This window comes from Cytobacillus gottheilii, from assembly GCF_900166665.1.
GTDB lineage: Bacteria > Bacillota > Bacilli > Bacillales > Cytobacillaceae > Cytobacillus > Cytobacillus gottheilii_A.
The window spans coordinates 2,375,183-2,397,788 of record NZ_LT800494.1; the positions used below are offsets into that span (position 1 = coordinate 2,375,183).

The 22,606-nt window shown below is 38.4% G+C and carries 20 protein-coding genes; 16 read left to right on the plus strand and 4 right to left on the minus strand.

Annotated features, from left to right (window positions below; translation table 11 throughout):
* The 3 genes from B7E07_RS11760 (at position 1) to B7E07_RS11770 (ending at position 3,610) form a co-directional block, all read left to right on the plus strand.
* Positions 1 to 906 (plus strand): NAD(P)-dependent oxidoreductase, encoded by a 906-nt coding sequence (locus B7E07_RS11760; RefSeq protein WP_080846044.1) that lies wholly within the window; start codon positions 1 to 3, stop codon positions 904 to 906.
* Positions 903 to 2,360, plus strand: coding sequence for a CoA-acylating methylmalonate-semialdehyde dehydrogenase (locus tag B7E07_RS11765; RefSeq protein ID WP_080846045.1), 1,458 nt, complete (start codon positions 903 to 905; stop codon positions 2,358 to 2,360). The genes B7E07_RS11760 and B7E07_RS11765 overlap by 4 nt, the downstream gene beginning before the upstream one ends.
* Positions 2,361 to 2,575: 215 nt before the next feature.
* Complete coding sequence (locus B7E07_RS11770) at positions 2,576 to 3,610, plus strand: enoyl-CoA hydratase/isomerase family protein (protein ID WP_080846046.1); 1,035 nt, start codon at positions 2,576 to 2,578, stop codon at positions 3,608 to 3,610.
* A 335-nt stretch (positions 3,611 to 3,945) separates the two neighbouring features.
* On the opposite strand, the gene nrdG is transcribed toward B7E07_RS11770, so the two are convergent.
* Entirely contained in the window at positions 3,946 to 4,392 is a 447-nt protein-coding gene (gene nrdG / locus B7E07_RS11775; RefSeq protein WP_080846047.1) for an anaerobic ribonucleoside-triphosphate reductase activating protein, read from the minus strand.
* A complete protein-coding gene (locus B7E07_RS11780; protein ID WP_139785727.1) occupies positions 4,389 to 6,266 on the minus strand; it encodes an anaerobic ribonucleoside triphosphate reductase in 1,878 nt (625 codons plus the stop codon). The genes nrdG and B7E07_RS11780 overlap by 4 nt, the downstream gene beginning before the upstream one ends.
* A 430-nt stretch (positions 6,267 to 6,696) precedes the next feature.
* Here B7E07_RS11780 and B7E07_RS11785 point away from each other — a divergent pair, with 430 nt between their 5' ends.
* Positions 6,697 to 7,914, plus strand: coding sequence for an IS110 family RNA-guided transposase (locus B7E07_RS11785; RefSeq protein ID WP_139785623.1), 1,218 nt, complete (start codon positions 6,697 to 6,699; stop codon positions 7,912 to 7,914).
* 463 nt (positions 7,915 to 8,377) lie between these two features.
* On the opposite strand, the gene B7E07_RS11790 is transcribed toward B7E07_RS11785, so the two are convergent.
* Positions 8,378 to 9,457, minus strand: coding sequence for a GGDEF domain-containing protein (locus B7E07_RS11790; RefSeq protein WP_257391441.1), 1,080 nt, complete (start codon positions 9,455 to 9,457; stop codon positions 8,378 to 8,380).
* Between the two features lie 247 nt (positions 9,458 to 9,704).
* On the opposite strand from B7E07_RS11790, the gene B7E07_RS11795 reads away from it, so the two are divergent.
* Both B7E07_RS11795 and B7E07_RS11800 read left to right on the plus strand, forming a co-directional pair.
* Positions 9,705 to 10,718 (plus strand): permease, encoded by a 1,014-nt coding sequence (locus B7E07_RS11795; protein ID WP_080846049.1) that lies wholly within the window; start codon positions 9,705 to 9,707, stop codon positions 10,716 to 10,718.
* Positions 10,715 to 11,494, plus strand: coding sequence for a TIGR03943 family putative permease subunit (locus B7E07_RS11800; protein ID WP_176215185.1), 780 nt, complete (start codon positions 10,715 to 10,717; stop codon positions 11,492 to 11,494). The genes B7E07_RS11795 and B7E07_RS11800 overlap by 4 nt, the downstream gene beginning before the upstream one ends.
* Positions 11,495 to 11,601: 107 nt before the next feature.
* Here B7E07_RS11800 and B7E07_RS11805 read toward each other — a convergent pair whose 3' ends face one another.
* Positions 11,602 to 12,660, minus strand: a complete 1,059-nt coding sequence (locus tag B7E07_RS11805; protein WP_080846051.1) for a CdaR family transcriptional regulator — start codon at positions 12,658 to 12,660, stop codon at positions 11,602 to 11,604.
* Between the two features lie 440 nt (positions 12,661 to 13,100).
* Between B7E07_RS11805 and dapA the strand changes: the two genes are divergently transcribed.
* From dapA to B7E07_RS11855, 10 genes are all read left to right on the plus strand, one after another.
* Positions 13,101 to 14,000, plus strand: a complete 900-nt coding sequence (dapA, locus tag B7E07_RS11810; protein WP_080846052.1) for a 4-hydroxy-tetrahydrodipicolinate synthase — start codon at positions 13,101 to 13,103, stop codon at positions 13,998 to 14,000.
* Positions 14,001 to 14,031: 31 nt separating this feature from the next.
* Positions 14,032 to 15,357 carry a gluconate:H+ symporter gene (locus tag B7E07_RS11815; RefSeq protein WP_080846053.1) on the plus strand — a complete coding sequence of 442 codons (1,326 nt, stop codon included), beginning with the start codon at positions 14,032 to 14,034 and terminating at the stop codon, positions 15,355 to 15,357.
* Positions 15,358 to 15,433: 76 nt separating this feature from the next.
* Positions 15,434 to 16,321: a 2-hydroxy-3-oxopropionate reductase gene (gene garR, locus B7E07_RS11820; protein ID WP_080846054.1), complete on the plus strand. Its 888-nt coding sequence runs from the start codon at positions 15,434 to 15,436 to the stop codon at positions 16,319 to 16,321.
* 67 nt (positions 16,322 to 16,388) lie between these two features.
* Entirely contained in the window at positions 16,389 to 17,738 is a 1,350-nt protein-coding gene (gene gudD / locus B7E07_RS11825; protein WP_080846055.1) for a glucarate dehydratase, read from the plus strand.
* A gap of 97 nt (positions 17,739 to 17,835) precedes the next feature.
* A complete protein-coding gene (locus tag B7E07_RS11830) occupies positions 17,836 to 18,981 on the plus strand; it encodes a glycerate kinase family protein (RefSeq protein WP_080846056.1) in 1,146 nt (381 codons plus the stop codon).
* A 166-nt stretch (positions 18,982 to 19,147) separates the two neighbouring features.
* On the plus strand, positions 19,148 to 19,501 hold the full coding sequence (locus B7E07_RS24445) for a hypothetical protein (RefSeq protein WP_257391442.1): 354 nt from the start codon (positions 19,148 to 19,150) through the stop codon (positions 19,499 to 19,501).
* Positions 19,502 to 19,829: 328 nt separating this feature from the next.
* Positions 19,830 to 21,053 (plus strand): benzoate/H(+) symporter BenE family transporter, encoded by a 1,224-nt coding sequence (locus B7E07_RS11840; RefSeq protein WP_080846058.1) that lies wholly within the window; start codon positions 19,830 to 19,832, stop codon positions 21,051 to 21,053.
* A 123-nt stretch (positions 21,054 to 21,176) separates the two neighbouring features.
* Entirely contained in the window at positions 21,177 to 21,515 is a 339-nt protein-coding gene (locus B7E07_RS11845; RefSeq protein WP_080846059.1) for a hypothetical protein, read from the plus strand.
* 197 nt (positions 21,516 to 21,712) lie between these two features.
* Positions 21,713 to 22,012: a hypothetical protein gene (locus B7E07_RS11850; protein WP_080846060.1), complete on the plus strand. Its 300-nt coding sequence runs from the start codon at positions 21,713 to 21,715 to the stop codon at positions 22,010 to 22,012.
* A 63-nt stretch (positions 22,013 to 22,075) separates the two neighbouring features.
* Positions 22,076 to 22,327 carry a hypothetical protein gene (locus tag B7E07_RS11855; protein WP_080846061.1) on the plus strand — a complete coding sequence of 84 codons (252 nt, stop codon included), beginning with the start codon at positions 22,076 to 22,078 and terminating at the stop codon, positions 22,325 to 22,327.
* The last annotated feature ends 279 nt before the right edge of the window (positions 22,328 to 22,606 follow it).

Below are 22,606 nucleotides of genomic sequence, written 5' to 3' on the forward strand. Positions count from 1 at the left end.
ATGAAAAAAATAGGATTTATTGGACTGGGTAATATGGGGATGCCCATGAGCAGCAATTTAGTAAAAGCAGGTTATGATGTTTATGGATCTGATATTAACGAAAAAGCTGAAGAGGCTTTTCAAAAGCTTGGCGGCAAGATTGGAGTTCCCGTTGAAGAATTATCAGGAATTTGCGAAGTGATTTTCACCAGTCTGCCCTCAAATAAGGCAGCAGAAGCGGTTTATTTTGCTGACCATGGTCTGATCGAAAACAGCACAAAGGAATGTATTTTTGTCGATACAAGTACGATTTCACCAGAGCTTCATCAAAAAATAGAAAAAGCCATAAAGGAGAAAAATGGTCATTTTTTAGCTGCGCCAGTAAGCGGAGGAGTTGTCGGGGCAGTCAATAAAACACTGACTTTTATGGCAGGCGGCTCAAAATCCGTCTTCGAACAGGCATCTCCCGTGATGAAAGCAATGGGAGAAAACATTTTTCATATTAGTGAACAAGTGGATAGCGGAACGATCACAAAGCTGATGAACAATCTGTTGATTGGCTATTACACTTGGGGTGTGGCAGAGGCGTTAACGCTTGCTGAGAAGAGCGGACTGGATTTAAAGCAGCTTTTTGAAGTATTAAATGTAAGCTATGGCCAGAGCCGCATATACGAACGAAATTACGAATCTTTCATTGCTAAAGATGATTATAATCCAGGTTTTACTCTGAAACTGCTGATTAAGGATTTACAATTTGCGATGGAGCTGTCTGAACAGCAGCAAGTAGAACTGCCCCTTTCAAAAGAGCTTTTGGCCAAATATCAAGAAGCTGATACTGAGGGTTATGGAGATCTGGATATGTCCATCGTTTATAAAATGATTCAGGATCGCAACAGCTCAAACAAAGAGGAGGAACGGCTCGTATGATTCATACAGATGTTAAAAAAATGAAAAATCATATTAACGGAGAATGGGTAGAATCTTTAGGTGAAGCAACAGAATCTGTTCCAAACCCTGCAACTGGTAAAATCATTGCTTATGTGCCTCTTTCAACAGAGGAGGATGTAAACCGGGCTGTGCAAGCAGCGCAAACTGCCTATACCTCCTGGTCAAAGGTGCCCGTGCCGAATCGAGCTCGCTATTTATATAAATATTTAGAGCTGCTGCAATCGCATAAAGAGGAGCTGGCACAGATCATCACAGCTGAAAACGGGAAAACTCTAAAAGATGCACGCGGAGAAGTTCAGCGCGGCATTGAAGTGGTGGAGCTTGCTGTGTCAGCGCCTAATCTGATGATGGGAGATGCACTTCCGAATATTGCAGAAGGAATTGATGGGTCAATTTGGCGCTACCCGCTCGGTGTCGTCGCAGGTATTACTCCTTTTAATTTCCCGATGATGGTGCCATTATGGATGTACCCGCTCGCGATTGCATGCGGAAACACATTTGTCTTAAAAGTATCAGAACGTACGCCTGTTCTTGCTGAAAGATTAGTAGATTTATTTTATGCATCCGGCTTCCCAAAGGGCGTATTAAATTTAGTTCATGGCGGTAAGGATGTTGTCAACGGCATACTGGACAATCCGCAAATTGCGGCGGTTTCATTTGTGGGCTCTGAGCCTGTTGCGAAATATGTGTATGAAAAAGGGTCTGCCAATGGAAAAAGAGTGCAGGCTTTGGCGGGAGCTAAAAACCATGGCGTTGTTCTAGGTGACTGTAACCTGGAAAAAACCGTTCAAGGTGTGATTGGTGCAGCATTCGGCAGCAGCGGCGAACGCTGTATGGCTTGTTCTGTTGTCGCGGTAACCGAGGATATTGCGGATGAATTTGTTGCTCTACTAACAGAGGAAACACGGAAATTAACAGCAGGAGAAGGGACAAATGAGGAGCATTTTGTTGGACCGCTTATTCGCGAATCGCATAAGGAACGTGTGTTAAGCTATATTTATAGCGGCATATCGGAAGGAGCTAAGCTTCTTGTTGATGGCAGGGAAGACAGCAAAAAAGCGGAAGGCTATTATGTTGGAGCAACCCTTTTTGATCATGTCACAACAGACATGAAAATATGGCAGGATGAAATTTTTGCGCCTGTGTTAAGCATTGTCAGAATAAAAGATTTACAAGAAGGAATAGAGCTGACAAACCAATCAAAGTTTGCAAACGGTGCAGTGATATATACATCTAGCGGAAAAAGTGCACAAATCTTCCGCAACTCTATTGATGCCGGCATGATCGGTGTTAATGTCAATGTACCAGCACCCATGGCCTTTTTCTCGTTTGCGGGCAACAAGGCATCATTTTACGGAGATCTAGGTACAAATGGCAAGGATGGAGTACAATTTTATACGAGGAAAAAAGTGGTTACGGAACGTTGGTTTTAAGAGCAGTCTAATTGAAACTTTACATTATCATGAATTCCCCTGGACTTCTTTCAGGGGAATTTATTGCTAAGACCTATTGTTACTAAAATATGAACATATGGTTTTAAGGAGAGTCACCGGTTATAAACCATGTTAAGATGAAACCAGGTTTTACATCCATAGAACAAAGAAATGAGAAAAGCAGCATGGATCATGTTTATACGAGGAGGATTCCAATGTCAGACGTTGTTATTGCGGAAGTGAAGGGAAATGGTGTAGCAACATTAACACTCAATCGTCCTAAGGCGATTAATTCGCTTTCCTATGAAATGATTTCGATTATTAGTGAAAAATTAACCAAGTGGCAATCAGATGATGCAGTTAAAGTAATTGTCATGAAAGGGGAAGGAACGAAAGGCTTTTGTGCTGGCGGAGATATTAAAACATTATATGAAGCACAATCAAGTGAAATTGCATTTGAACGTGCATGCCATTTCTTTGAATTGGAATATATGCTTGATCTCTTTATCTATCAATATCAAAAGCCGATTATAGCGATATTAGACGGCATTGTGATGGGCGGCGGTGTTGGGCTTTCGAATGGAGCCTCACATCGAATTGTGACGGAGAGGACAAAATGGGCAATGCCGGAGATGAATATCGGCTTTTTCCCTGACGTAGCTGCCGCCTATTTTCTTAACAAAGCTCCAGGTCAGATCGGAGCATACCTTGCATTAACAGGCTCAAGTATTCATGCCGCAGATGTTTTATATATTCATGCAGGAGATGCCTTTATGAGCAGTGAAGATATCCCGCTCTTTTTACAGGAAATCGAAGCATTTGAATGGAAGGAAGCATCTCAAGTTGGAGAGATGATCAAGAAATACAGCAAGACACCAACAGAAAAAAGTCTCTTAAAGGAAAGGGAAGAAGAGATTAATAGTCATTTCCGCTATGACACTGTTGAAGAGATTGTGTCTTCATTAGAAAATGCTTCTAGCGAATTTGCGGCAGAGACGTTAAAGATCCTATTGTCGAAGTCACCTGTATCGTTGAAGGTGAGCTTAAAACAGTTAAGAGACGGAAAAGCAAAAACAGTCCGCGAATGTTTTGAAACAGATTATGTATTGGCCTTAAACTTTTTAAAGCATCGTGATTTTTATGAAGGCATTCGTTCGGTATTGATCGATAAGGATCGTAATCCTCAATACCAGTATACGAAGCTGGAAGATGTTTCAGAGGAATTTGTTAATCGATTCTTTACTCTATAAAAAAACAATAAGAGGCTGGGACAAAATGAAATTAATATTTCTAAAATACGAATATTTATGATCCTGGTTTGGGTATTTAAACAAGCCCGTTCCACCTGCGCTGCGGACCCTCGCTTTCCGCGGGGAGCAAGCTGAGCCTCCTCGTCACTCCGTTCCTGCGGGGTCTTACCCTTTGCTCTTCAGCCCGCAGGAGTCGAGGGTCCTCCGCTCCATTTCACTCATGTTTAGAAATATTAAATATTAAACAAATAAAGAACCGAATGATTAGAAAGATTCACTTCCTAATCATTCAGTTTTGTGGTTGTGTTAAACACTTATGTCCCTGGCTCTTTCCATTAAGTTAAGTAATGAATAGATTGGTTTGAACTGCCTCTAAATGGGAGAGTCATATCTTTTTGCTCGATCATAAAGCGGCCATCTACCAATACATCACAATAGGACAATAGTTCCTGCTGGTCGCTGCTGCCGTTTTCCTGAAGCTCAGCAAGTGTATACCCGGTATATGCCCATATATGCTTACCAAGACTTTTAAGTCTCTTCGCAACAAGCTTTACTTCTTTTGCCTGAAGAAATGGTTCACCGCCGCTTAACGTAATGTCAGTTAAAGGATTCAATGCTTCCTGGACAACTTCTTCAACACTCATGTCGGTTCCATTCTGCATATGCCAGCTGGCGGGATTATGACATCCAGGGCATTGATGGGGGCAGCCGGCAAAAAAGATGACCGTGCGTAATCCTTCGCCGTCCACTACTGAATCATGCAAAATATTCATGACCTTCATTTGTTGTCCCCGTGCTTTACGCGATTACGTTCCTCTTCCATTTTTGCCGTATTCCACTTGCTCATATCACCAACTAAATAACCTGTTATTCTGCGAATACGATGAAAGTCCTCTTCATCCCTGCTTTTACAGCTTGGGCATTCTTCATTAATCAAACCGTTATATCCGCAAGCTTTGCAATGATCTACAGGGTGATTTATACTGCCATAGCCAACATGATGGGCTGCCATTGCTTTCACTAGCCTATCTAAAGCAGTTAGATTGCGTCTTACATCCCCATCAAGCTCAATATAAGATATATGGCCTGCATTGCACAGTTCATGGAAAGGTCCTTCTAATCTAATTTTATCAATAGCCTTAATGGGATAGTGAACAGGAATATGAAAGGAATTTGTATAATAAGCCCGGTCTGTTATACCTTTTATAGCCCCAAAATGGAGCTGGTCCTGCTGTACAAATTTGCCGCTTAATCCTTCAGCAGGAGTTGCGATTAAACTATAATTCATGTCATATCTCTCAGCCGCATCATCCATCTTATTCCGCAAAAATTGGATGATTTCATAACCGAGCTTCCAGGAGTTCTCATCTTCACCATGATGTTTTCCAGTTAAAGCTTTTAAACACTCAGCTAAGCCGATAAATCCAAGCGATAAAGTGCCTTGTTTTAGAATATCCTGCAAGGTATCATCCGGCTTTAATTGTTCACCGCCTAGCCAAACGCCCTGAGAATAAAGAAAGGTAAAATCTCTCGCCTGTTTTTTTGCTTGAAATAAATAGCGATCATAGAGCTGACGAATGACAATTTCACTATATTCATTTAATAGGTGATAAAATTCAGCCATATGTGTAGAAACGAGAGCGAGTTTCACTAGATTGAGACTTGTAAAAGACAAGTTCCCTCTGCCAACGCTATTTTCCGCGCCGTGACGGTTGCTCATCACTCTTGTCCGGCAGCCCATATAGGAAACCTCTGATTCGGGAGTGCCATCATAATGTGCAAGATTAAAGGGAGAATCAATGAATGAAAAATTTGGAAATAACCGTTTTGCTGTCGTTTCTAATGCTAATTCATACAAATCGTAGTTTGGATCATTAGAAAAGAAGTTAACACCTTTTTTTAGCTTAAACACTTGAATGGGGAAGATCGGAGTCTCGCCTTTTCCCAAACCTGCCTGCGTGGCAAGAAGCAGATTTTTAATTAACAGACGTCCTTCTTTTGAAGTGTCTGTTCCATAGTTAATAGAAGTAAAAGGAGTTTGTCCGCCTCCTCTGCTATGCATGCTGTTTAAATTATGTATAAAAGCTTCACACGCCTGATAGGTAGCCCGCTCAGTTTCAGCCCATGCCTGTTTGCTCTTTTCTTCATTCGTCCAATGCAGGGGATAGCTGCTTAAGCGATTTAATATCTTTAAATAGGTTCTTTTCACAAAAGGAGCTAAGTCGTAATCAAAGGCAGGGATAGACTGACCGCCATGCTGCATATTCTGGTTAGACTGAAAAACAATAGTGGCTAATGCCATTGCACTTGTAATGTCACTAGGTGTTCTCATAGATCCATGGCCAGTATGAAAGCCGTTTTGCAAAAGCTTTCCAAGCGGAATTTGTGCACAGGTTGTTGTACCTGTCGCATAATAATCGAGGTCATGTGGATAAATGAAATTATTCTTCATCGCTTCTTTAGCTTCGTCACTTAACAGTTCTGTTTTTGTATAAAACTTTGAGGCTTCACTGGCAAATTTGTTCATCATTCCACACGGACTGCGGCCATCCATATTGGCATTTTCCTGAATGACATCTTGTTTTTTGGTTGTGACAATATCTTCAAAGGAAAGAGCTAATTGCTCGTATTGTTCAAATGGGGTGCGGTTCGTCATAATCGCTTGCTTCAATTTTGTTTCTCCTCCAATACTATATATGCTTTGTTTATGTTTATTTGGATCTATATATAGTAATATACCGTTAAATTCTAGTGGTGAATCGGCAGAGGTTAGAACATTTTGTGACAATTACTATATTGGAAGGAAACGTTGCTTCGAAAAAAAAACATAAACATACTAAGATTAGTGGGTAAGGCCATTGACGGATGGCTTTACCCACTATTTTTCTTTTTTGAGATATAGTGAGAAGTGTAAGAAAGCTCTACCAGCCTCAGGGATCTCGAATCCGAAACATAAACTGAGCTTCTTCACTTTCATTTTTGAATCAGATTTAAGTATGTTGGGGCCAATGAGCTCGTGTATAGGAAATTGGAATCGAAATGAATAAGTGAAGATCTTACAAATAATAAGAAGGGAGAATAAGATATTGGAATTGATAATGGCATTAGATATTTCAATGGGAAAAAGTTATAAAGTCTTATATGACGGTCAAACATGCCTCTCAGAAGGAGAAATTCTTCATAATAAGATTGGTTTTCAAACATTAATTGAGGAAATTTGGAGCCTTCCCGACCAACCTATTCTCGTTTTCGAATCAACTGGGATTTATTCAAAACCAATTGAAACCTTTTGTCAAAAAAATAATTTAAACTATTGCTTACTAAACCCTCTTGAATCAAAAAAGCAATTAGAACAAGGAACTCTTAGAAGTTGGAAAACAGACAAACATGATGCTCATAAATTGGCAAAGGTTCATCAATTGTTTAGTCGACCTAGAAAAATACACCAACCAGAAATATACGATGATCTTCGTGATCTTTCACGTTTTTATCAAGAAATTGAAGCTGAAATAAAACGTACACGTATGTACTTGCATCACGCGATTCAGCTAAGTTTTCCAGAGCTTGAGCAATTTTTTTCAAGCAGAGTTACGCCATATGCCTTAACACTTATTGAACTATTCCCACATCCTGATTTAGTACTACAGACAAGTATAACGAAAATCAAGAATTTATTGATGAAAAGTACAACCAAAAAGATATCAGAAAACCGCGCCAAAGAAAAAGCCCGGCAAATTACAGACTATGCACACGACTCGTATCCGGCTGTCTCCTCAAACAGTGTTCAAACTCAAAAAGTTCAATATTACGCCAGACAACTCCTTCATCTATTAAGAGAGAAGGAAAAAGTTTCAGAACAGTTAATTGCGAAAGCGAGACAGCTTTCAGAGTTTGAATTACTTATTAGCTTTCCAGGTATTGGTGAAATTAGTGCAGCGCTCTTTATTGGAGAGATTGGCGATCTGTCGCGTTTTTCAAATCATAAAAAAGTGAATGCCTTTATCGGGATTGATATCAGAAGATATCAATCTGGTAAATATGCAGGTCAGGATCATATCAATAAACGTGGGAATCCAAAGGGAAGAAAAGTCTTATATTTAATTGTTAGGAACATGATTCGTCAACAGAAAGCAGCTCCCAATCATATCGTAGATTATTATTATAAATTAAAAAAGCAACCTAATTCCAAAAAGGACAAGGTTGCCACTGTAGCTTGCATGAACAAGCTATTGAAATGTATCTATTCCATGGTCAGGAATAATATAAAGTACGAGTACTCGTACGCGGTCTCTATGGACCAATAAGAAATATTATACTATAAATCCCCCCAATTTTAAAAAAATGAATGACCGGGGTTTATTTCTTGTGCGCAAAATAAAAAAATAAAAAGAAACAGTTTATTAATAACACTTGACTAATCGTAGGAAAAGAGGCTGGGACAAAGCGAAATAAATCTTTCTAAAACACGAACTTTCAATATCTTGATTTGGGTATTTAAACAAGTCCGTTCCATTGCGCTGCGGACCCTCGCTTTCCGTGGGGAGGAAGCTGAGCCTCCTCGGAGCAAGCTCCTGTGGGGTCTCACCTTTTCCTCTATTGCCCACAGGAGTCGAGGGTCCTCCGCTCCATTTCACTCATGCTAATAAAACACATTTTATAATCGTAAAAAAACCGAATGATTAGAAAGATGACTTCCTAATCATTCGGTTCTATGAGAGTGTTAAATACTTATGTCCCAGCCTCTTGATATGATCTGGTTTAATAGTTTTATGATGCCACACAGACTCTATTTCGGCCTACGTGTTTGGCTTGGTACAGGGCAGTGTCGGCATAATCGATTAACATTGATGGATTATCAGTTGTTTCTCTATAGCTTGCTACACCAATTGAAACGGTAATATAAATAGGTTTGCCTGTACTTAATAGGAAGGCATCTTTTTCAACACTGACTCGAATTCGTTCTGCAATTTCAACAGCTCGGGCAGAGGGGCAATCCAATAGCAAGACAGTAAATTCCTCTCCGCCATTTCTGCTTACAATATCGAAACTTCTGGTAGCCTTCTGCAATCTTGCCCCTAATTCAATCAAAACGATGTCGCCTTCTTTATGGCCGTATGTGTCGTTAATTTTCTTGAAATAATCGATATCAATATAAAGCAGGGATAGCTGCTGATCACTATCCTTAACATCCTGCACAAACCGGTTAAATTCCTCATCAAATTTACGCACATTGTTTAAACCTGTAAGGCTGTCTGTTAATGAATCATTCTTATATTTTGCAAACAAAGCTTGGCTTTCACGGATATATCGTATCAAATAAAACGTTAAAAATGTAGAGATATAAGAAATGAGCCAATAAAAAATGAGAACTTCCTTTATAATGGCTGTGTCCTCACTTAGATAAATAAAAAAGATTGAAAAGATCATATTGTTAAATGTGTAGATGGATAAAATTCTCAACACAGCGGATATCTTTACTCTAGAAAAAAAGATGCCAAACAAGGTCCCAGTCACACTAATGATCAAAGCATATACCGAAATGACATCAGTCGATATAATAAATCGGCATATAATGGTCATAGTCATTGAGATCAGGGCTGGAATTGCTCCTCCATAAAAAGCAAGCAAAAGTGTCGGTATAAAACGCAAATCAACAAGCAGATCACCAATGTTAATGCTGAATAACATTAATACAATACTGATCACTCCGCCAGAGAGACCGGCAATGATTTTCATTTTTACTGCTGAATGTAAATGAAGCGGCTTTTTCATGATTACTTGAGAATATAGAAAAAGCAAAGTACCGAGTAACGCTAAATTGGCTATAAATTCTTTAATTATCATCATAGGTATCACCTAGAGTAACATACCACATTCCTGACAGAAAAAATACGGGTAGAAGCCATCTTCAAATAATTACTAAGGAAAATTCCTTTTTACACCAAATAATGCTTTTTCAATGTTAGACAAGTAAATAAACCTAAAAATGGCAGAATCAATTCAGGAAATCTATCATTTGGTGAATGAATCAGAAATAGAGGACATAGAGTAGTAATAAGTGATTCGAAGTTATTACGATTTAGGGGAGATTGATATGAGTGTAATCTCTAACGTACGGAATTTATTATTTACAATTCTATTATTTCTAATGATGTCTCTATTCCTATTTGGAGATCATGAAGGCTTCTCCTTTCTTGAGAATCTTCTTCAAGGAGAGTTAAAGGCAATTTTTATCATTTTTATTGGGATCTTCATGGAGGCCATTCCATTTCTATTGATCGGCGTCATTTTTTCTTCCATTATTCACGAGTTTATTACTGAAGACTACATAAAAAGATGGATACCTAAGCAACCTGTATTGGCTGTAGTTGCTGCTATTTTGATTGCTGCTATTACGCCAGTATGTGAATGTGCCATCATTCCAGTTGTCCGCAGGCTGATTCAAAAAGGAGTTCCGATTCATGCTGGAATAGCTATTTTAACAGCAGCACCGATCCTCAACTTCGTTGTATTTGGTTCCACGTTTTATGCCTTTCAAAGCGAACCCGGCATGTATTTGGGCAGAATGGTTCTATGCATCGCTGCATCATTAACGGTGTCTCTAATCATATATGTATTTTTCCAAGGCGGCAGCATTCTGCGTAAGCTTAAAAACGATTTTTCAGCATCTGACCATCATCATCATAATCATTCAAGATTTAATCATATTATGAATCATAGTATTGATGAGTTTTTCTTAGTGTGTAAATACTTCATTATTGGCGGGCTTTTGGCCAGTGCCGCACAAGTGTACCTCGACCGCAGTTCTTTAATAGAGACAAGCTCAGATCCAGTCATTGGCACCGCTCTTATGATGGGACTAGCCTACTTATTATCTCTATGTTCTGAAGCGGATGCTTTTGTGGCGGCAGCGTTTCAGCATGTAGTGCCACAGCATTCCATTCTTGCTTTCCTTGTATTCGGACCGATGCTTGATTTGAAAAACACACTTGTCATGCTTGCTAGTTTTAAGACGAAATTTGTACTTTTCTTTATTTTCATTGTGACTGTGGTTGTCTTTTTATTGTGTATGCTGACAGGTGTATTTTTAAAGGAGGGTTTGGTTTGAATTCTGAAGAGCGTTTGCATGTTTCTTTTCAGCAGCAATTACAGGGCATCATTTTAATATCCATAAGCCTGGTGATTTTCAAGCTGTATGTAACTGGGAATATGGCTTATATTATGGCACCAAAGATGATGCCGTTTGTCCTTTTTGCCTTTATTGTCTTACTGTTATTAGGAATGTACAGGCTGTTTCGTTCAAATCAAGAAGGAATGGCAGAGTGTAATTGTTTGTCCGTTAACTCTCATAAAAATTTATGGAAGGAGTATCCGGTTTATGGTGTGTTTTTAGCATCCATCAGTCTTTCTTTTGTAACGGAAGATTATCAATTGAATGCTGCCTCGCTAGCAAATAGAGGAATCATCAGTACTGTTTCACCGAACTTATATGATGATGTTTTGCTGGGTGAAATTTATAATGAACAGACGAACCAAATTACTGTTAATGATGATAATTACTTTAAAGTGATGCAAGCAATGAACTCAGAATTGGATCAACTAGAAGGAGTGAGCATTCTGATTCAAGGATTTATTTATCGTGAAAGTGATTTTAACGATTATGAAGCGGTCATTGCGAGACAGTCTATGACATGCTGTGTGGCTGATTCCAGTGTATATGGCTATATGCTGGAAGGGGACGTGCAGAAGTTGCCGACAGGGAAGTGGTATGATGTTAAAGGAACCATTCAGAAGGGAAGTATGAATGGAAATATAATGCCGGTGATCAGTATATCATCGATCAATGAAATAGAAACGCCTCAGGAAGTATTTTTATATGAATGATTCTTGAAATAATGTTTCTTTAAAAAGAATGTACCTCTTGAAGCGTATATAACAATCCGCTTTCTATTTCAGCTGTTTGTATTGGAGATAGAAGTGTAAAAAGGTATCTAATCGCTGGTTGTATCCGTATCAAAAAGAAATTTATATAAGATATAACCAGTAAAAAGCTCAAATAAATCGATAAAATGTTTTGGATTCTTCTCGGTCAGGGTTTCAATCTTCTGCAGGCGATAGGCAAGACTATTTCTGTGGATATGAAGGTCTGCTGCAATTTCATTCATGTCACCGTTATGCTTAACATAACTCAGCAAGGTTTCAATTAGTTCTTTGCCTTTTGTGCTATTATCCATTTTCTCAATAAGCGTAACGATATGATGGAGGTCACCATCTCGATTTGTGAGGTAATCAATAAATTGAACCTCGTCATAAAAGCAGTAAATGATCGATAATCCCATTTTATCTGCAATTTCAATCGCACGCTGAGCCTCTTGAATTGATTTCGCTAAATGAGTATATGAACCTCCTATCCCAACTAATGTTCCTTTAGCTAAATTGCTCGCTTCTAACCTTCTGATAAAATCACTATTTTCCGGCACAATGTATAAAACCATATGCTGATTATATCTAAGAGAATACTCTTGTTCTGTTAAAGTCATTTCTCTTACTTGTTTTCCTTTAACAATAATCGCTTTTCTTGGGATATTAAGAACAATGCCAAAGGTTTCCGCATTACTGGTAAATGATTCATCATATTCATCCTGACGAAAGACCCATTGATATAAAAATTCCTCTTTCATCTGTTCTTTAACTCTTCTTTCATAAAATAAAAACTCCTGATTGATCAGCAGCTCAGCAGTAACTCGAACAAGTTCAGCAAAAGAACCAACGATTTTAGGGTCTCCGCTTATACCGATGACCCCAATGATCCTATTTCTAAAATATATCGGGATATTCACACCAGGTTTACTGGAGTGATCTGTTTTATATATTGTAATCATCCTGCTTTGTTCTATAGAATTAATGGCTCCTTCATGATAGGTATTTATTCTCTCCTTTTCACCGCTTCCGATTATTAATCCTTCTTCATTCATTATGTTCACATTATATGGAATAACCGTCATTACTTTATCTGATATTTTTTGAGCTAGCACATTATCAATTCGCATACGAACATCTCCTTCTACAAATATATGTGAATTTGCCTAAATACCCTTTGCAGTTAGGAATAGAAGGTGGAACTTTATATCTTTAGTATAATGCAAATTTTGTAAGCGGCTGCCTTCCGAATGGCTTTAAATCAATAAGTTCGTTAATTCGTAATAATATGTTCACCTGTTTGAAGTTGACAAAATACAAGGTTGCAAGAATATATGTAATTTTTAGGCAAATGCATAAAAAACACTGAAAAAATTCAGACGATTACCTAAAGAAGTTTACGTAGTAATCGTTTACAATGAACTTGTGAAATATTTCTCAAAGGTTGTTAGGAACTTGAACAATATCTAGATAATGTAAGAAAAGCTGAGGAACAGGAGAAGCAGCCATCTGCAAATCTCAAAAATTCAACAAACATTAGATCTATCCAATTCCAAAAGGGGGAACTAACATGTTCGAAGCAAAAGGAGTACTGCCAGCACTTGTTACACCGTTAGATAAAAGCGGAAATGTAATGGAGGATTCTTTAAAGAAGGTAATCGATTATACGATTCAGGAAGGTGTCCACGGATTATTTGTTCTTGGCAGCAGCGGTGAGATTTATGGCCTGACAAAGGAACAAAAACGCCGGGTATTAGAAGTAACTGTTGAACATACAGCAGGCAGAGTACCTATTTATTGCGGAGCAAGCGAAATCACGACAAGGGATTGCATTGAAACGGCTCAAATGGCTAAGGATGTCGGAGGGGTAGCAGCATTATCCGTTTTAACTCCATTCTTTATGACACCAAATCAGCAGGAACTAACTACTCACTTTGCTGAAATTGCGAAATCAACTGACTTGCCGGTAATCCTATATGGGAATGAAGGTCGCACACAAGTGAAGATTGACGTAAACACTTGTGCAGAACTGAGCAAGATTGACAATATCGTCGGAATAAAGGACAGCAGCGGAGATATGACAAAAATGATCGAGTATTTAAGAGTAACGGATCGAGATACTTTCTCAGTCTTAGCTGGACGTGACACTCTGATCTACGCAGGATTATGTCATGGCGCAACTGGTGCGATTGCAAGTACAGCGAATATTGCTCCAAGATTGGTTGCGGACATTTACAATGCATTTGTTGAAAAGGATTATAAGAAGTCATTGGAATTACAATTTAAACTTTCTCCATTGCGCTTAGCAGTAGATAAAGCTACATTCCCGGTTGTTTTAAAAGAAGGATTAAGAATGGTTGGCATCGATGTAGGCTATGCCTTTGCACCATCAGCAGAAATGAGTCCGGAGAGCAGGCTGATACTAGAAAACGTTTTAAAAGATTTAGAGCTCTATAACTCTTTTAACTAATAAACAAACCTAGAAAGGTAGGGAATTAGCCATGCCATTACTCTATGCGGCACTTGGTGTTGTTTTAATCCTTATTTTAATGATTCCTTTAAAAATGAATGGATTTATCGCTTTACTGTTAGCGGCTATATTAGTGGGTTTACTGCAGGGAATGGATTTAAATCACATACTAGAATCAATGACACATGGAATCGGCGGTCAGATTGATGAATTAATTCTAATCCTAGGTTTTGGAGCTATGCTTGGTAACGTTATGGCGGATGCCGGAGCGGCTCAGAAGATTGCCAATACACTGATCGATAAGATGGGCGTTAAACGAGTGCAAATCGCTATGCTCATTGCAGCTTATATATTAGGAATCACCATGTTCTTCGAAGTAGCCTTTGTACTGCTGATTCCTTTGGTCTTCACAATTGCAAGGCAAACGAAACTAAACTTGCTCTGGGTTGCACTGCCAACGGTTGTAGGATTGTCAACAACACACAGCTTCCTGCCGCCACATCCAGGCCCAGCAGCTGTAGCAGGCGTTTTTGGAGCCAGTCAAGGTGTAACACTGCTTTATGGATTAATGATTGCCATCCCAGTCGGAACAGCTATCGCCCTGTTATGGCCAAGACTTCCTTTCGTTAGAAGTTTAAATCCGAGCATCCCAGAAGGATTAGTTACAACAAAGATGTTTACAGAAGAAGAAATGCCAGGATTTTTTGCAAGTGTTTCAGCGACTTTAATCCCTGTATTCTTGATGGCAATATTGGCTATTGCTGAAATCTTCTTACCGGAAGGAAACACTTTTAGACACTATATGGAATTCTTTGGTTCAGCACCAATCGCATTATTGCTGGCATTGCTTCTATCATTCTATCTATTAGGACCTAAAATCGGAAGAAGCTTAAAAGATGTTATGAATTCATGTTCCAATGCTATTAAACCGATGGGGATGATCATCCTTGTAATCGGTGCCGGCGGAGCATTTAAAGAAATATTAGTAGAAAGCGGTGTATCTGATTATATCCAGCAGATCACCAGCGGCTGGGATATATCACCGATTATCCTTGCTTGGCTAATCGCAGTCATCTTACGGATTGCATTAGGGTCAGCAACTGTAGCTGTTATGACAGCATCTGGTATCGTGCTGCCAATCGCTCAGGCGTCCGGCATCAGCATGGAACTCATGGTTCTAGCAGTAACAAGCGGAAGCGTAGCCTTCTCACACGTAAATGATCCAGGCTTCTGGATGTATAAGGAGTACCTAAACCTATCATTAGTAGACGCCTTGAAATCAAGAACAACCTATACTACAGCACTTGCCATCTTAGGTTTAATTGGCGTACTAATCTTAAATGTATTTGTTGGATAACATTAAATCGTTTTAAGGAGTTAGAAATAACTCTTTAAATATAAATCTTTAAAAAAATAGTAGGAGTGATTGAACAATGAAAAAAGTAGGATTCATCGGACTAGGAATTATGGGAAAACCTATGAGTAAAAACTTAATTAAAGCTGGTTATCAGCTAGTTGTAAGTGACTTTAATAAAGATGCAGTAAAAGAATTAGAATCACTAGGTGCTGAATCAGCGTCCACTCCGAAAGAAATTGCTGAAAAAGTAGATGTAGTCATTACGATGCTTCCAAATTCTCCAAACGTAAAACAAGTTGCTTTAGGAGAAAACGGCTTAATTGAAGGCGCTCGTGATGGTCTGATCTTTATCGATATGAGCTCAATTGCTCCAAAAGCTTCTCAGGAAATTAATAAAGAACTAGTTGAAAAAGGGGTGCAAATGCTGGACGCACCAGTAAGCGGCGGAGAGCCAAAAGCAATTGATGGAACGATTTCCGTTATGGTTGGCGGTAATAAAGAAGTATTTGAAGATGTGAAAGAAATTTTAGAAGCAATGGCTGGATCTGTTGTACATGTTGGTGAAATTGGAGCAGGTAATGTGACAAAGCTTGCAAACCAAGTGATTGTTGCGTTAAATATTGCAGCTGTATCAGAAGCATTTGTTTTAGCTCAAAAAGCTGGTGTAAATCCTGAAGCTGTGTATCAGGCGATCCGCGGCGGATTAGCAGGCAGCACAGTATTGGATGCAAAAGCGCCAATGATGCTTGACCGCAACTTTAACCCGGGATTCCGCATCAACCTGCATATCAAAGACTTAACAAATGCAATGGAAACAAGCCATGAATATGGTTCTCCAGCGCCATTAACAGCAGCAGTACTCGAAATGATGTATACATTAAAACAAGACGGATTCGAAATGGAAGATCATAGCAGTCTATTGAAATACTATGAGAAATTGGCTAACACTGAAGTAAGCAAATAATACACCTAAATATGGGCAGGGAGATCAGTTTCCCTGCCACCTAATAAAATAAATTGGAGCGGTGAACATGAATACATTAAAAGAAACCGTATTAACACCTGTCGTAACAGAAATGGAAGTGTATCCTGTAGCTGGCCGAGATAGTATGCTGTTCAACCTAAGCGGTGCACACGGTGCCTATTTTACGAGAAATATAGTAATATTAAAGGATAGCAATGGAAATACCGGTGTAGGAGAAGTACCTGGAGGCGAAAGCATCACAACAACATTAGAAGACGCCAAGAAATTTGTGATCGGAGCTTCTATCGGAAACTATAATAAAATTTTAAATGATGTCAGAAAAGAATTCGCAAATCGTGATTCAGGCGGACGCGGCTTGCAAACGTTTGACTTGCGGATCACCATTCACGCTGTTACAGCTATTGAAGCAGCTTTATTAGATCTTTTAGGAAAACATTTAAATGTACCTGCTGCAGCACTTTTAGGTGAAGGCCAGCAGCGTGATAAAGTAAAAACATTAGGATATCTATTCTATATTGGAGACCGTAATAGAACCGATTTACCTTATTACAGCAATGAAAATGCTGAAAACGAATGGTACCGCATTCGTCATGAAGAAGCATTAACACCAGAAGCAATTGTAAAACTTGCTGAAGCATCTCAAGAATTATATGGCTTCAAAGACTTCAAGCTTAAAGGCGGAGTACTTGAGGGAAAAGAAGAAATTAAAGCAATCAAAGCATTAAAAGAGCGCTTCCCTGATGCAAGAATTACACTGGATCCAAATGGCGCATGGTCATTAAAAGAAGCAGTTTCATTATGTAAAGATATGCACGGAATTCTAGCATATGCTGAAGATCCATGTGGTGCTGAAAATGGTTATTCCGGAAGAGAAGTTATGGCTGAATTCAAAAGACAAACAGGTCTTCCAACAGCAACGAACATGATCGCAACAGACTGGAGACAAATGGGTCATACGATTTCCCTTCAGTCAGTTGATATTCCACTTGCAGATCCGCATTTCTGGACCATGCAGGGTTCTGTACGTGTAGCGCAAATGTGTCATGAGTGGGGATTAACATGGGGTTCACACTCAAACAATCACTTTGATATCTCCTTAGCAATGTTTACACAAGCGGCAGCAGCTGCTCCTGGCGACATAACGGCTATTGATACTCACTGGATTTGGCAGGAAGGAATTGAGCGTTTAACAAAAGATCCATACCAAATCAAAGATGGCTATTTGACGATTCCAGACAAACCAGGTCTTGGTGTTGAGGTAGACATGGAACAAATCCAAAAAGCTAATGAACTCTACCATAACATGGGATTAAATTCACGTGACGATTCAGTCGGAATGCAATTCTACATCCCAAATTGGAAATTTGACAATAAGCGCCCATGCCTTGTGCGCTAATATATGAAGATGGATGGCTTAGGTCATCCTTCTTCCATTTAAGCAAATGAAAAAATGATGAAAACAGGAACGATTTCTATGTAAAGGAACGATGATTATGAAGTTTGTAATAGCACCTGACTCATTCAAAGAAAGTATGACGGCGAAAAAAGCTGCTACTGCGATTGAATCAGGAATACACGCAGTTTTTCCTGATGCAGAATGTACAATTGTTCCTATGGCTGATGGAGGAGAAGGGACGGTTGAGTCACTAACATCGATGTCAGATGGAGATATCGTAAAAGTTGAAGTGGTAGGTCCATTAGGTGAAACAGTAACAGCCGAATATGGAATCATTGACCATGGTGAAATCGCCGTGATCGAGATGGCAAGTGCGAGCGGAATAGAATTAATTTCATCACAAGAGCGAGATCCTTTAATTACAACAACATATGGAACAGGACAGCTGATCAAGCATGCCCTTGACTCAGGAGTAAAAAGAATTTTAATAGGAATTGGCGGCAGTGCCACAAACGATGCTGGCGCAGGCATGCTGCAGGCATTAGGGGTTTCTTTTAAAGATCAAAATGGCGAAGAACTAGCATATGGCGGCGGTGCACTTGACCTATTAGCTGAAATTGATATCAGTGGATTAGACAGCAGAATAAAAGATGTTCAAATTGATGTGGCTTGTGATGTAAGCAATCCGTTAGTTGGTTCTAATGGGGCATCTGCTATTTTCGGTCCACAAAAAGGAGCAACACCAGAAACAGTTGAAATACTCGACCGAAACCTTGCTCATTTTGCAGAGCTAGTGAAAAGGGAACTTAATCTGGATATTGCTCACATGGAAGGAGCAGGTGCAGCAGGTGGTCTAGGTGCTGGATTATTGGCCTTTTTGAATGCCCGACTAAAAAAGGGCATTGAACTTGTCATTGAATATACTGGGTTAGAGGAACATGTAAAAGACGCAGACTATGTCTTTACTGGTGAAGGAAGCATTGATTCTCAAACCATTTTTGGGAAAACACCATATGGAGTCGCAACCATTGCAAAAAAATACGATATACCTGTTTTTGCTGTAGCCGGTAAAATTGGTGAAGGCGTGGAACCTCTTTACGACACGGGATTTACTTCCATTTTTGGTATATTAAAAGGTGCGGTTCAATTAGAAGAAGCTTTAAAAGAAGGAGAAAAAAATCTGACTTTTACAGTAGAAAACATCTGTCGCTTAATAAATAAACTTCAGGCAGAAACAAACTAAACAATCATTGGCTAACCAACGACAAGCGACAATGGTTAGCCTTTTATAATATATGGAACATGAATATCTAAGATAAAAAGTTGTAAAAGCCTAAGCTGAAAATTAGGCTTTTTTATTTTACTATCAAACTTTAACTCTAACATTTCTGCTTGAAATTCCTTTTGAAATGATAAGATTCTTCAACAAACACATTAAATATTTCTGCAGGCTGCTTACGCCAGATAAGCAAAAAGCCAATGAGATTTTCAGCATCCACCTCCTGAAATTCCATGAAAGGGAATACAAATTGTCCAGAGTAAATGGTATAGTAAATATAAAGAGGTGGGATATGGAATTTTTAATAGCAATTGTTATTTTAATATTAGTTCTTTCATTAATTGGAACCTTAATTTTAACAAGAAAAAGTGATGAGAATTATCGTCAATCCACTAAACGGAATACAGCCAATCTGACGATTATTTATGCAATTGTAATAGTCGTTTCATTGATTGCCTTGGGCGTATATATTAGGTTTTATTAAGAGAATTTTTTATGAATAAGATACAACTTAAAAACATCATTTACCGAAGTTAAACTCCAGGTGAATGGTGTTTTAATTTCTTAGTGGTGAAATTTACGAGAATCATTTTTCGTAAGCTCTTATGACAAATTCATGAACAAATTGCCCCTTTTTCAAATTGAAAACGCTACAATTTAATTATTTTTTTTGTACATATTGACTATAATTCACCCTATTTTATACTACAGGTAAGAGAACAGAAATAGCATCTAATTATCTTTATTTGTTAATTTATTCACAAATAGAGCGATAAAAAATAAAAAGGAAATTACTGCAGGGTGGGTAGGAAATGAGTCAGCATTCTCAGAATTTAGAGGGAGAGCAGCAAAATAATTCATTTAAGCGTGGTACTAGAAAACCATTTATTCAAGATATAAGTAGCAAAAATGTTTCATCAGGTTTAATATCATTCACATTAATTATGACCGGTCCTGCATTAATGATTTTGCAAGCGGCTGAAGCGGGGCAATTCACAAATCAGCAGACGATCAACTGGATTTTTTCTGTCTATTTTTTTGGAGGCTTATTTGGGATTTTATTGCCATTCATTTTTCGTATTCCAATCACTGGAGCTCATTCTATTTCAGGTGTTGCTTTCCTAGTGACTGTGACTCCATATGTGACATACGAGCAGTTAATCGGCGGCTATGTGATCTCCGGCTTGCTCATTGCAATGGTTGGGTTTTCAGGTGTTTTTACAAAAATTATGAAATGGGTTCCGAAAGAAGTCATTGCCGCGATGCTTGCAGGCTTAGTGGCCAATTATGTTCTGCAGATTGTCCATAATATTAAACTATTGCCGATCGTAGGCAGTGCAGCATTGGTTACTTTCTTTATAAGCACCAGATTCTCTAAGCGTATCCCAGCTGTGTTAATAACAGTTATAGTAGCATTTATAAGCTTATTTTTAACAGAGGATTTGCATATTGCTTTAAATGACCTTCCTTTTACCATTCCATCTATACAGATGCCAGACTTCTCATGGACCAGCATCTTAACCATCGCTCTGCCTTTAGCATTGCTGATCTTGAGCAATGATGTAGCTGCTGGCATCGGAGCTTTGGAAAGCTCAGAATACGACCCGCCCATTCAAAAAGTTGTTTCATTTAGTGGAATATTTTCCGTCATTGCAAGTTTTTTTGGAGGACAAAGTGCAAATATTGGCGGCATGATGACAGCGATTTGCTCAAATGAAGCAGCTGGAGAAAAACCGAAACGATATATAGCGTCCATGGTATCAGGCCTATTAACCATTCTTTTTGGGATCTTTGCGTGGAAGATTGTACCGTTCATTCAGTCTCTTCCGCAATCGTTTGTAGCGATGCTTGCAGGCTTCTCATTAATAGGTGTTTTACTGTCTAGCCTGCAGCTGGGCTTTTCAGAAAGGAAATATCAGCTAAGTGCCGTATTTGCTTTTGCGATCGCTCTATCAAACGTATCTTTTTTTCATATAAGTGCTCCTGTTTGGGGATTAATTGTGGGAGCAATCATTGCGAAGACAGTAGAGAAGTAGTGAGGTTTCTTAGATCTAATAATCCAAGCCAATTTTTGATAAATCACCCTTTAATGAAACCCCTTTCGCCATTTACACGTATATAAGGTACATAAATGATCTTTTAGATTGGAGATGAACCTCATGTTCTTTGGATCGGCTACGGGGTTAAAGTTAATTATAGATAATGAGACGTCAAAAACATTGAGCAACCTTACCTTTTATGTAAATGGTAAAAGTGCTCCGAGGTCAGCAAGCATCAAAAGGATTAAACCTGCAGACAGAAAAATCATTGCCATCATTCCACAAGGTTTTAACCTTTTAGAGGACCATTATGCATTATCTATGAGCATGAACGAATGGCAAGAAACATTAGAAATTCAGCAGGAAGTCGGTAAAGACTACTATGGTAGCTATTTGATTGAAATCAGAGAAGACGACAATGATAATTTATACGTTGAATGCAGGATAGTTGATTTTTAATTGAAGAAAATGTTACTAAGGATTAAGGCTAAATGACGTTTCTTTTAAAGTTTACCGATTCCACTATAACTCAGTAAGCCTTGCTGGATGTTATGCGGCAAGGTTTTTTAAATTATGATAAAATCTAAGCTGAAAGCAATAGGGTTTTTCAAACACGTTAAACATTAAATTCATATAGAGATAAGAGGAATTAAAAGATGAAAATGATAAGAATTGTCAGTATCATATTAGTATTATCTATAATTATATTGTTTTATGTTCCATTTACTTTTAATCCACCAGGTGATACAAGAATGATTATTGATCATAATACAAGTACATATATCGCACCGCCATGTTTTGAAGAGTCAGGCGCGACGAACTACCTTCAAGAAACGACATATAAAGAGGTAAAAGAAAAAGGCTATAACTCAAATTCAGCTTGTTCGGACGAGCTGACAGCAGCTCAGAAATTGACGCTAATTGAATACTTAACAAGTCCGAATTGGGATTGGTAAACATTATTATATGGATATTTTTAAATGCATCTAGTGAAACGTTTTTAAACAGAGAGATTTTTTTTGGGGCGAAGAGAAAAAGCCGTCATTATTGCTGTGAATGTGACCGCTTTCTTAACAAAAAAATGTTATCGTAATCATCAATGCAGGCAATGCCAAAAATTTGACCGGAATATAACGAATCGTGACATTTTTATTGAATCCGATGGAAATTTTGCTTTTAATGCGGGTTATACTGAGGGCGGAATCCCATTTGGCATTACTCATGAAGAATGGTTTGAAATGGAAGAAAAAGAAAACAGAAAAGCGGATTGAGCTTAAGAATATAAAAATTGTTTAATTTTAAACACTAAGGTTCAGAACTGAAAACAATTTATAATGGAATCACATCATCGTAAATTTTTTGCTGTTGCTAATGAATAAAGAAGAAGTATATAAGGGCTAATCATTATGTTTTAATTCTAGTTTACATAATATATATTATCGGAACCAATTAATTAAACTGGATTTCCTGTCTCAACACCTAAGTATACTCAAGTTAGTGAGACAGAAAAGAAATTTTACAATTAATCCTTATAAAATACTTCACAGAGA

Bases quoted from the DNA above. Each gene is read 5' to 3' on its own strand.
- B7E07_RS11760 (WP_080846044.1), top strand. From the start codon at position 1: ATGAAAAAAATAGGATTTATTGGACTGGGTAATATGGGGATGCCCATG.
- B7E07_RS11765 (WP_080846045.1), top strand. From the start codon at position 903: ATGATTCATACAGATGTTAAAAAAATGAAAAATCATATTAACGGAGAA.
- B7E07_RS11770 (WP_080846046.1), top strand. From the start codon at position 2,576: ATGTCAGACGTTGTTATTGCGGAAGTGAAGGGAAATGGTGTAGCAACA.
- nrdG (WP_080846047.1), bottom strand. From the start codon at position 4,392: ATGAAGGTCATGAATATTTTGCATGATTCAGTAGTGGACGGCGAAGGA.
- B7E07_RS11780 (WP_139785727.1), bottom strand. From the start codon at position 6,266: ATGACGAACCGCACCCCATTTGAACAATACGAGCAATTAGCTCTTTCC.
- B7E07_RS11790 (WP_257391441.1), bottom strand. From the start codon at position 9,457: ATGATGATAATTAAAGAATTTATAGCCAATTTAGCGTTACTCGGTACT.
- B7E07_RS11795 (WP_080846049.1), top strand. From the start codon at position 9,705: ATGAGTGTAATCTCTAACGTACGGAATTTATTATTTACAATTCTATTA.
- B7E07_RS11805 (WP_080846051.1), bottom strand. From the start codon at position 12,660: ATGCGAATTGATAATGTGCTAGCTCAAAAAATATCAGATAAAGTAATG.
- dapA (WP_080846052.1), top strand. From the start codon at position 13,101: ATGTTCGAAGCAAAAGGAGTACTGCCAGCACTTGTTACACCGTTAGAT.
- B7E07_RS11815 (WP_080846053.1), top strand. From the start codon at position 14,032: ATGCCATTACTCTATGCGGCACTTGGTGTTGTTTTAATCCTTATTTTA.
- garR (WP_080846054.1), top strand. From the start codon at position 15,434: ATGAAAAAAGTAGGATTCATCGGACTAGGAATTATGGGAAAACCTATG.
- gudD (WP_080846055.1), top strand. From the start codon at position 16,389: ATGAATACATTAAAAGAAACCGTATTAACACCTGTCGTAACAGAAATG.
- B7E07_RS11830 (WP_080846056.1), top strand. From the start codon at position 17,836: ATGAAGTTTGTAATAGCACCTGACTCATTCAAAGAAAGTATGACGGCG.
- B7E07_RS24445 (WP_257391442.1), top strand. From the start codon at position 19,148: ATGATAAGATTCTTCAACAAACACATTAAATATTTCTGCAGGCTGCTT.
- B7E07_RS11840 (WP_080846058.1), top strand. From the start codon at position 19,830: ATGAGTCAGCATTCTCAGAATTTAGAGGGAGAGCAGCAAAATAATTCA.
- B7E07_RS11845 (WP_080846059.1), top strand. From the start codon at position 21,177: ATGTTCTTTGGATCGGCTACGGGGTTAAAGTTAATTATAGATAATGAG.
- B7E07_RS11850 (WP_080846060.1), top strand. From the start codon at position 21,713: ATGAAAATGATAAGAATTGTCAGTATCATATTAGTATTATCTATAATT.